Raw genomic sequence first — 9,499 nt, forward strand, 5'->3', positions numbered from 1 at the left:
GTCTATTTAGCTGTTTTTGCCGCGCGATTGGCCCGAGCCTGTTTCGGGTCAATCTTCAACTCACGATATATTTCAACACGCTCACCCGCTCGTAGCACCTGCTCCTCAGGTTTACGCACCGCTTTACCGAAGATACCCAATTTAGGCGACGATAAATCTAAATCAGGGAAAAATGCATCGATATTAGATCGACGAACAGCGTCCATTACAGTACACCCCTCTTCTACATCTAGCGCGACAATTTTCTGTTTGTCAGGTAGCGCATAGGCCACCTCTACCCGGATCTTATTCATATACAACCTTCGCTCTTTCGCTAAAGGATTCAACCATTGCATTGGCGACTTGACCGAATACCCCACCAAACGCATATTTCAATACGCCTTTTAACTCGAAATCAATGCTCAGCTCGATCCTACAAGTCGTCTCGGACAAGGCTTCAAACGTCCAAACGCCATGTAAACGCTTGAACGGCCCTTCCACCAAACTCATTTCAACTTTACTTGGTTCAGTCAAAATATTACGGGTCGTGAACGATTGGCGAACAGGGCCTTTTCCAACCTCCAAAGTGGCTACAATCTCTTTGTCATTTTGAGACAGCGTACGCGCACTCAGACAGCCTGGTAAAAAATGAGGGTATTGCTCGAAATCGTTCACCAAGTCATACATTTGACGCTGACTGTAATTTACATGAGCAAACCTTTTAATATGACTCAAACTAAACTCCTATCCATCCTGCCAGCGTTATAAAGATCGCTACAGGAATGCTTACGTATTTTAGCGTAGTGTACCACCAACGAAAATGCTTAGCGTTCTTAACTATCATTTCATTTATCAACATCTTCTCTGGCACCACCCAAGCCACCAAAATAGACAAACTGATGGCTGCAACGGGGAGCAAAACCAAAGACGTAAGTTTATCGATCAACTCAAACAGGTTATAGCCGAACACTAACTTTGCGTCCCAATCAGCAAACGACAGTACCACCAAAATTCCGACAGCCCAAACACCGACGCCTAACAAAAATGCGGCTTTCAACCGGCCGATATAAAAGCGCTCATGTAACCACGCAACAAACAACTCCATCATTGCAATGGCGGACGTTAAAGCGGCCACAACCAGCAGCGCGAAAAACGCCAAACCAAGTAGCTGCCCACCAGGTAACAAACTAAAAATTAGAGGCAATGAAATAAAAGGCAGCCCAGGCCCCGATGCGACATCTAACCCAAACTTAAACGTCAGAGGGAAAATAGCCAATGCGGCCAAAATCGACACCAACACATCTAGCCCAACAACGATGCTACACGCCTTTGCAATCGACATGCGCTTACTCATGTAAGCGCCATAAGAAAACATCGCCCCCAAACCAATACCTAAACTGAACAATGCATGCCCAATTGCAGACAAGGCCACACCAAAGTTCAACTCACTCCAGTCCCAACGCACCATAAAACGTAATGATTGGCCGGCATCACCAATCCACAGTGAGTACATGGCCAACCCAATCAACGTCACCACCAAGGCAGGTAATAGAATGCGTACCAGTTTAGACAAACCTCGCGTGACCGCTTGCCCCACTGATAAAACGACCAGGCCAATGAACAACGTGTGCCAAAGAATCATTTCGACAGGAGAGTTTAAAAAGTCGTCAAACAGCGCTTGCGACTGAGCCATATCAATATGACTCATCGCACCTGTCGCAGCACGCTGCGCATACGCCAACGTCCACCCTGCAATGACACTGTAAAATGTCAGAATCAGAAGCCCCGTAGTCCCCGCAATGAATGGCACGGCTACCCATCCTCTGTGAATAAGGTGGCGCTCAGATAGATCGTTCACCGTATCGACGGGGTTCGAACGCACCGTACGACCTAACGCCACTTCTGCCACCATCATCGGTAACCCAACGACCAGTAGACATATGCAATAAATAAGGAGAAACGCTGCGCCGTTTTCTCCCAAAATATACGGAAACTTCCAGATATTACCTAAACCTACCGCAGACCCTGCAGCAGCAAAAATAAATATCCAAGGACTTGACCAGATACCTTGTAAACAGCGACTCTCGGGCATACATTTAAGCTCTATCAATAACGTGGCAAATGATTTGAAAAGACTGCAGCCTTCACTGACTGCACCGCTAACACATAAAGCGCTAAATTTTCTTACATTAGGGCCCATACCTCAAGAAAAGCATAGGTTTTTCCGACTATCGACCGTATAATTTTTGACTATGAGTAAAGCAAAGAAAAAATCACCCAGTTCAGGCACGATTGCACTCAACAAACGCGCTCGCCATGAATACTTCATTGACCAAAAGTTTGAAGCAGGTCTCCAGCTTGCAGGTTGGGAAGTGAAAAGTCTTCGTGAAGGCAAAGCCCAGCTTGTCGATAGCTACGTGATCATCCACCAAAACGAAGCCTATTTGATCGGAGCTCGTATTACGCCGCTACTTAGCGCCTCTACCCACGTTGTGTGCGAGCCGCTACGCCAGCGTAAGCTATTGATGCATCGTCGAGAAATTGATCGCATCATTCAAATCACCGAACAAAAAGGCAAGACCTGTGCAGCCATGGCGCTGTACTGGAAAGGCAACAAAATCAAATGCGAAGTCGCCCTCGTGACAGGTAAGAAAGACCACGACAAACGCGATACCGCTAAAGAGCGCGATTGGGCCCGCGATAAAGAACGCCTAATGAAACATCGCATATAAACAGTGCAAACCAGCTTGGCCGCTGGCATAACGGAGATTGTTTCGTTAGAATGGCCACAACTTCGGGGATGACATGGTTTCGACGCCGGTTACAAAACCTGAGGTGCATGTCGAGAGTGATACGTGATCTCGTAAATCCACATGTATCAATTATATAGTCGCAAACGACGAAAACTACGCTCTAGCAGCTTAATAACCTGCTAGTGTGCTGCCCCTAGGTTGCTTGTAGCCCAGGATTCCGCAGTATCATAAATTACGAGATGCTATCCGATGCCCTGCCTGGGGATAAGGATCTAAGACTAATCAGGCTCGCCGGTTATACCCTGTCCTTCGGGCGGTAACTGGTCAAAAAATAGAAGTGACTAAACATGTAGAGCCGATGGCAGAGGACTGGCGGACGGGGGTTCGACTCCCCCCATCTCCACCAATCAAGCGCTTGATTTAAAAGAAGTTTTTAAGTCAAACAAGGTAGACATGACCACAAAATGTCTACCTAGAATAAAAAAGCCGCTACCCTGTAGCGGCTTTCTCTTATCCAGCATCTAGTACGATATCTGCATTTCCCTTTATGAATTCACCTTTAATTATATAAACCAGATAACTAAGGTTAATATATGCTAATACTTTAAGGTGATTGACCAAAGCTATGACAAATAACTTAAATATCCATACCGATACCCCTTTAGCTCAAGCATTGCTTGAACTATTTAATGAAGTAGCAGAGATAGCTCTAGAACAGGTTCCTGAACTCACTCCACACTCAATTAAGGCTTATGTACTTGGAGGCTGCGCTGTTCATATTTATACGAATGCAAGAGGCAGCAACGATGTGGACGCAGAGCTTGAAGCGAGTAAACTTATCAATACGAATCAAGTACTATTAGAGCTTCCTCCAATACCCTACAATGATCCGAATCTTGGCGAGACAATGCTAGTCTTAGATAAAAATTTTAATACAAGCTTTCCAAGCTTACACCCTGACTATCAAGAAAACGCCATACTTCTTCAAAGCAACAATGTTGTTGATGTTTACTTACTTAGCGCTGTAGACGTTGCTGTCTCGAAGCTTGCCAGATACGGGCAACAGGACTACGATGACATTGTAAGTATGTATAAAGCCAAACGCTTTTCTATTGATGAATTTAAAGCTGTCGCATATGAAGCTTTAGATTACAGTGCAACTGCAGATACCTTGAAATCACATATTGAAAGTGCTATAAGTTGCTTAGAAAATGAACAAATTTAGGATTCATGAAATGTGTCGCCATCAGCAATCTTTTGAAAAACTCGTAACCTCTTCTTTAGACGGTAAGTGCTTTGATGACTTAAAAGATGTTGCTCTTGCCGTATGGCATGAAGGCTTTGTACCTTCGCTGGAAAATCTTTCACCTCGCTCATATCGTGAAGCCGGTTATGTTCTTGACAACTTGCGCCGCTTTAACTGCGTTCCTCTTGATAAAAAGGAAGAGTTATCAAAAGCAATTGAACTGCTAGAAAATAGCGCTACAGCCGATCAAGTTCGAACAACGCACGCTTCAGTACAGCAAGTGATGGCAAAACGTACGCGAGATAGACTAGCTCGTAAATGGGGTCTAGACACAAGTTTAAATAGCTTAGTACAGGAACTACTTCCTTATCAGACTCGTCACTACGACCACACAGCATCTGCACTATAGTACTGTCTAACCCTGCTTAAACCACGAAAGCCGCCACCAGAGTCGTGAGCGGCTTTTATTTTACCTTATCTAATTCATCACGTTCTCTAAATTGAAATTCTCTCCAAAATATCTTTAAGGTTTAAGCTTTTGGATACTACTTTAGTGTGGGTGTAAATTTAATTAGTTTTCTTAGGCACAAAAAACCACTACTAAGAGCGGTTTCATGCGCAATGCAGTTTGAGAGGTCTGCCTTGCAACCCAACTGGGCTTGATTAGATATAATTAAGTATTAGCTTATTCATGAAGATATGTATAGAGCCCCCAGCCTACTGATATCTAACTTATTTTCCTATCATTGAGAGGATTCAAAAAGACAGCATCTTTCAAATGATCTGGAGCTAAATGTGAATAGCGCATTGTCATACGTATATCACTGTGTCCAAGAATCCGTTGTAACGTGAGTATATTACCGCCATTCATAACAAAGTGACTCGCGAATGTATGCCTTAGAACATGAGCCGCCTGCCCTTTCGGCAGTTCGATCCCGCTTCTTGCTAGAGCCCTGCGAAATGCACTAAGAGAAAAAGTAAACAGCTCAGGTGATTTCGTCTTATTTGAATGCTTTATGAGTCGTTCAAAAAGCCAATCAGAGATAGGTATAGACCTATTCTTACCGCTTTTCGTATCCGTAAAAGTTACTTTGTTGTTATGAACTCGACTACGTGTAAGTCCTTCCGCTTCCCCCCATCTTGCCCCAGTACTAAGGCAAATGAGCGTTATCAGCTCAACGTGTTCATTTTCACTGCTTTTGAAAGCATCAAGCAAAATGTCTATTTGCTCATGAGTTAGATATGAAAGCTCACGCTCTCCAATCTTCAACGGATCTAGATCATTAAGCGGGTTATCAAAAGTAATCTCCTTTTGCTTTTTGAGCACATTAAACATCGCTTTGATATACGCCAACTCATTGTTAAGCGTCTTTGCCGAAATGCCTTCAGCGGTTCGCTTCGCCCTCATCAAAGCAAACTCTCTTTCAGTCATAATTCTAGCAATCGGGTTGCCCAGCCTATCCGCAATTGCCAGCATTTTCACCTTGCGCCTCTCACCATCCTTCAGGTACTGACCAGCCATTAAAAACCAAATATTGATCAGCTCTGACAGCTCCCTGTTGTCTGGTGGAGACTCATTCCAAGGTTGCTCACCTGATGCAGTTCCTAAAATATGCCTTTCAAAACGAGTAGCCTCACCCTTAGAATTAAATTTTTTTCTAATCCTCCGCCCCTTTCTTCCCCACGGATACACATCTACCAGCCAAGAGTTGCCGTCTTTCTTTATCGTCATCTTTAAATTTAAGCCCTTAGAAACACCAAAAAACATCAAAAAACACTAATAAACACCACTGATTTCCATACTCAAAAAGCACAAACACCAAAAAACACTAAAAAACACCATCTCCTTAGAAGTCCGCAATATTTGCGGGTAAAAATACAGCAAATGACGCTAACGTGAATTTTATACAATAAGCTATTGACTAATGAAAGTTCGATGATTAAGAATAAAAAGGAGAGATGAAAAATGAACTGGATTAAGTTATGAATGAAATTTTGATAGCCCCTGAAGATCGATCTGAGTATCGACTTGCTTTAGGCTTTTTGAAAAAAGCCGTACGTCGAGGACGTATCGACTATGCAGAGTCCATTTTTGTTGTGTCTCTACTATGGGGACAAATGGGTGAATTCATGCACGGTGATGAAAATGTTATGAAGGCTGTTCAAAACCTAGAGAATGCCTTTGATCAAATTACAATCGCATTAGCGGAATCAGAACATGACACCAAACAATCAGCTACATAGTCCAATTGTTACGATTGAGAAGTTCTCGGATGTTTCAGGTTTAACGATTGATACGATCAGAGCCTTGATCAGTAGAGGCAAGCTTCCAACGATGAAAATAGGTAGACGAAGAATGGTTAACGTTGCGTTAATCGAAAAAGAGGCATTAAGCCAGCAGCAATAAAAAAGCCATACCAGCGGCAACTGAGTATGGCTTCTGTTGGATAGTAGTACGGCAATACCGCTATCCGATTTGTTCACCATAGGAAATTAGGGAACTCGGTAATGTTAGATCATTCTGAGAGTGTATTGCAATGTTCAAATATTGCTACACTTTGCGCGCAAGCACCATTATTTGAATCATCCGATAATAAGATCAAGGAAAACTCAGACTTAAACAATCTTGGTACAGCTCAATGTGAGTCATTCCGAGAATCTATTTTCGTCAAAGCCCGAGACCTTGCTGGTGCCTTCAGAGCCGAATATGACTACGTTGCTAAAACCTCTTCCTACGTTCACGCTAACCGCCGCTTGCTGGAACTTGAAAAGCGCCTCGAGTCTAACGGTTTCAACATCACGTCTTCAGACGATGATATTTTTGATTTGTCTAATAAGTTAGCTCGAATCAGTACCACTTACATTAATGTAAACGGCCCATATAAGGCCCTCGCACTTTGCTTGGAGCTTGGATCTCAATACAACTTAGATTTCTCAAGCTTAGTTGCCCGAGTAGATAACATTCCTGCTCTTCTAAACCGTTTTAAAGATTCGAGTCTATGGAAACGTAAGCTAAGCGCTTTATGCCGTTCTGATATCCAAGCACTTACGCGCGAACTACAACAAACCCATAAGTTTTTCTCTCCATACTCTTCAAGAGTCAGTATAAAACGACACAAGAATCGCAAAGCAAAAACTGAAGATATCTTGTCCCGTACTATGCTTGAAAATGAGTTGGGAGAAACTTTTTCTTTGGCTGAAATATCGGCAAAGAATCCATCAAATCCCTACATCCGATTTGTTGAGCTTGTAACCATTGGTAAAGGCTATGCGTCCTTAGCGGAACAAATCGGCTATCAGTGTCTGTTTGTTACTCTAACAGCCCCTAGTTGTATGCATCGTATGCAACTCCTTTACAAACACCATGGCAACAAAAAGCAACCAATTAAAGCGGTTCCTAACCCTAACTTTGATGGCTCAACACCCAAGCAAGTTAATCAATATTTAGCCCATCAATATGAGCTTATTACCGCAAAACTTGCTCGAAACAACATTCATAAATTCGGAATGAGAACCGTAGAGCCTCACCATGATGGAACACCGCATTGGCATTTAGCGCTTTACCTTCATCCAAAGCATATTGATCTAGCCAAAGATATTTTCCGCGAATACGCCTTAAAACAGTTTGCGAATGAGAAAGGTGCATTAAAGAACCGAATTGATTTCAAAGTGCTTCAGGGCGAATCAGCCATGGGCTACCTCGTTAAATACATATCAAAATCCACCACAGGCATTGGTTTAAACAACACACAAAATACAGGGCATGAAAATGAGTGGCATGGCACCAACTCAATAGAAAGCGCCCAAAGTATCGAAGCGTGGGCAAGAGACTGTGGTATCCGTCAGTTCCAAATAATAGGGGTATATAGTGTGCAAGCTTACAGAGAATTTCGACGCTTAGATAAACAACAAGACCCACAATTAGAAGCTATCCGTCAGGCAGCTAGAGACGGTGACTGGGCTGAATTTGTCAATCTTATGGGTGGCCCATTTATCTCACGTAAAGACATGGAAACAAAACTAGCTTACGGGGCTCGTCAAAGGCTAAACCGCGATACAGGTGAAATCGAGACAGTAAGCACTTCTAAATATGGTGATGAAGCTAAAGACACCGTTATTGGTGTTATTCATGCTGGCATCACGATTTTATCTCGAATCCATTTCTGGGATATCAAAGTTACTCCTCGCTTAACTGAAGCCAGTCAGAAAATCATGGATGGTGTTGTTGATATTCTCGATGAAATTCATTTCCAAAATACACGCCCAAAACATGATGACCAACATATAGGACCGCACTTCGATGAAAACTCGTTTTCTGAGGGGTGGGGTCATGCCCGCGCGGCAAAGAGCGCTTTGCAACAGACGAAGTCTGTTGCCTTGGACTTGTATCAATAACTCTACGCACTGAATCACAACCGATGTTTAGGAGAAACAAATGTTGAAAATCTCAATCATTGAAGGTCATAACTTACCGCAAAGCCGCAATACAAAGAGCGGTCTGCGGTATTACCAAGAAGCATACGCACATCTAGGCGGTGCATATCCTCAGCAAATAGAAATTCCTTTACAGGCTCCGACAGATGCGAAGCCTGTTGGTGAGTACGAGCTTGATCTATCTGCTTTTCGTGTGGGTCGCTTTAAGAACTTGGAACTTAATCCATTCGACCTACCTTTAATCCCTACTGCTAAAAACATCTCTCTGGGTAAAACAGGTTCTTAAGCTATGGACTCTCAACAGTATGACAGTTTATGGCTACTCGGTTTTTGCGCTTCATTACTAATTTCATTTGGTTTGGGTGCAATTAAAGGGGGACAACGATGACAGACACTGAATTTGTCATTTCGTCCCTCATCACTGCCTACGTCCTAGGTTGGGCGTTTGGTTCAATCATCTTATATTTCAAAAAACTAGTTGAGGTATCAACATCATGAAAATGAATAATTTAGCAACAAAAGTAACAGCAACCACTGCCGTGTTGCTCACATCTGTTACGACTGCTCGCGCGGCATTACCTGCTGATGCGCAGGCGGCTGTTGACTCAGTTAACACCTTTGCAACAGATATGATCGCTTGGGCTTGGCCTGTTGTAGCAACAATTACAGTTGCAGGTATCGGCATTAAGCTATTTAAGAAGTTTTCGAATAAGGCAACCTAGTTCAATTACTTGCGTCATTAAAGTCTAGGGAAGGCTATTGCCTTCCCTTATTTTTTACTCTCTTTATCGGCAAAGATATGACTACTATTAAGATGTCGCTCAAACTGCTATTTCCAATCTCGCTCTTATTTCCATTATTTGCTTTAGCTGATGGTCATTATTGGGAAGGAAAGAGTCAAATAATTGGAAACTCCCCTGACTCTGTTGCTACTCAATTCTGTAATAATGTGATTGGCTCGGTAATCCTCCCCTTTTTAATACAGCTTAAAAGTAGAGGTTATGCAGCCATTAGAGGTGGCTTACCTCCGTTGGCAGTATGTGGCCTTTCATGATTGTAAAACCACAGCCATTCTGTTGCATAGTCT

Annotated in this window: 14 protein-coding genes and 1 other RNA gene; 10 read left to right on the plus strand and 5 right to left on the minus strand. The window is 43.0% G+C overall.

The window, feature by feature from the left end; genetic code table 11:
- Nucleotides 1-2: 2 nt before the first annotated feature.
- Genes DN730_RS18175 through DN730_RS18185 form a run of 3 tightly spaced genes read right to left on the minus strand, consistent with a single transcriptional unit; the run spans nt 3 to nt 2,071 of the window.
- Nucleotides 3-293, minus strand: a complete 291-nt coding sequence (locus DN730_RS18175; RefSeq protein WP_115469550.1) for an RnfH family protein — start codon at nt 291-293, stop codon at nt 3-5.
- Nucleotides 286-714, minus strand: a complete 429-nt coding sequence (locus DN730_RS18180) for a type II toxin-antitoxin system RatA family toxin (RefSeq protein ID WP_115469551.1) — start codon at nt 712-714, stop codon at nt 286-288. The genes DN730_RS18175 and DN730_RS18180 overlap by 8 nt, the downstream gene beginning before the upstream one ends.
- Before the next feature lies 1 nt (nt 715).
- Nucleotides 716-2,071 (minus strand): sodium-dependent transporter, encoded by a 1,356-nt coding sequence (locus DN730_RS18185; protein ID WP_115469552.1) that lies wholly within the window; start codon nt 2,069-2,071, stop codon nt 716-718.
- Between the two features lie 160 nt (nt 2,072-2,231).
- Here DN730_RS18185 and smpB point away from each other — a divergent pair, with 160 nt between their 5' ends.
- The 4 genes from smpB to DN730_RS18205 all read left to right on the plus strand — a co-directional run bounded on the left by smpB (nt 2,232) and on the right by DN730_RS18205 (nt 4,387).
- Nucleotides 2,232-2,711 carry an SsrA-binding protein SmpB gene (gene smpB, locus DN730_RS18190; protein ID WP_115469553.1) on the plus strand — a complete coding sequence of 160 codons (480 nt, stop codon included), beginning with the start codon at nt 2,232-2,234 and terminating at the stop codon, nt 2,709-2,711.
- A 64-nt stretch (nt 2,712-2,775) separates the two neighbouring features.
- Nucleotides 2,776-3,138: a transfer-messenger RNA gene (ssrA, locus tag DN730_RS18195) on the plus strand.
- A 219-nt stretch (nt 3,139-3,357) separates the two neighbouring features.
- Nucleotides 3,358-3,957: a DUF6036 family nucleotidyltransferase gene (locus tag DN730_RS18200; protein ID WP_115469554.1), complete on the plus strand. Its 600-nt coding sequence runs from the start codon at nt 3,358-3,360 to the stop codon at nt 3,955-3,957.
- Nucleotides 3,958-3,967: 10 nt separating this feature from the next.
- Nucleotides 3,968-4,387 (plus strand): hypothetical protein, encoded by a 420-nt coding sequence (locus DN730_RS18205; protein WP_115469555.1) that lies wholly within the window; start codon nt 3,968-3,970, stop codon nt 4,385-4,387.
- Between the two features lie 318 nt (nt 4,388-4,705).
- Here the strand turns inward: DN730_RS18205 and DN730_RS18210 are convergent, their stop codons facing one another.
- On the minus strand, nt 4,706-5,746 hold the full coding sequence (locus tag DN730_RS18210; RefSeq protein WP_245958012.1) for a phage integrase: 1,041 nt from the start codon (nt 5,744-5,746) through the stop codon (nt 4,706-4,708).
- A gap of 215 nt (nt 5,747-5,961) precedes the next feature.
- Here DN730_RS18210 and DN730_RS18215 point away from each other — a divergent pair, with 215 nt between their 5' ends.
- The 6 genes from DN730_RS18215 (at nt 5,962) to DN730_RS18235 (ending at nt 9,134) form a co-directional block, all read left to right on the plus strand.
- Nucleotides 5,962-6,222 (plus strand): hypothetical protein, encoded by a 261-nt coding sequence (locus DN730_RS18215; RefSeq protein WP_115469556.1) that lies wholly within the window; start codon nt 5,962-5,964, stop codon nt 6,220-6,222.
- The gene (locus DN730_RS18220) at nt 6,197-6,385 is read left to right on the plus strand and encodes a helix-turn-helix domain-containing protein (RefSeq protein ID WP_115469557.1); all 189 of its coding nucleotides are present in this window, start codon (nt 6,197-6,199) and stop codon (nt 6,383-6,385) included. Before DN730_RS18215 ends, DN730_RS18220 begins: the two co-directional genes overlap by 26 nt.
- 101 nt (nt 6,386-6,486) lie before the next feature.
- Complete coding sequence (locus DN730_RS18225) at nt 6,487-8,373, plus strand: replication endonuclease (RefSeq protein ID WP_115469558.1); 1,887 nt, start codon at nt 6,487-6,489, stop codon at nt 8,371-8,373.
- 40 nt (nt 8,374-8,413) lie between these two features.
- Nucleotides 8,414-8,698 carry a single-stranded DNA-binding protein gene (locus DN730_RS18230; RefSeq protein WP_115469559.1) on the plus strand — a complete coding sequence of 95 codons (285 nt, stop codon included), beginning with the start codon at nt 8,414-8,416 and terminating at the stop codon, nt 8,696-8,698.
- A gap of 3 nt (nt 8,699-8,701) precedes the next feature.
- Nucleotides 8,702-8,800 carry a tail virion protein G7P-2 gene (locus DN730_RS19490; RefSeq protein ID WP_425452789.1) on the plus strand — a complete coding sequence of 33 codons (99 nt, stop codon included), beginning with the start codon at nt 8,702-8,704 and terminating at the stop codon, nt 8,798-8,800.
- Between the two features lie 106 nt (nt 8,801-8,906).
- Nucleotides 8,907-9,134: a major coat protein gene (locus tag DN730_RS18235; protein WP_115469560.1), complete on the plus strand. Its 228-nt coding sequence runs from the start codon at nt 8,907-8,909 to the stop codon at nt 9,132-9,134.
- 277 nt (nt 9,135-9,411) lie between these two features.
- On the opposite strand, the gene DN730_RS18240 is transcribed toward DN730_RS18235, so the two are convergent.
- On the minus strand, nt 9,412-9,499 hold an 88-nt coding region (locus DN730_RS18240), incomplete at its 5' end, for an integrase core domain-containing protein (protein ID WP_147290581.1).

This window comes from Marinomonas piezotolerans (assembly GCF_003362755.1).
GTDB lineage: Bacteria > Pseudomonadota > Gammaproteobacteria > Pseudomonadales > Marinomonadaceae > Marinomonas > Marinomonas piezotolerans.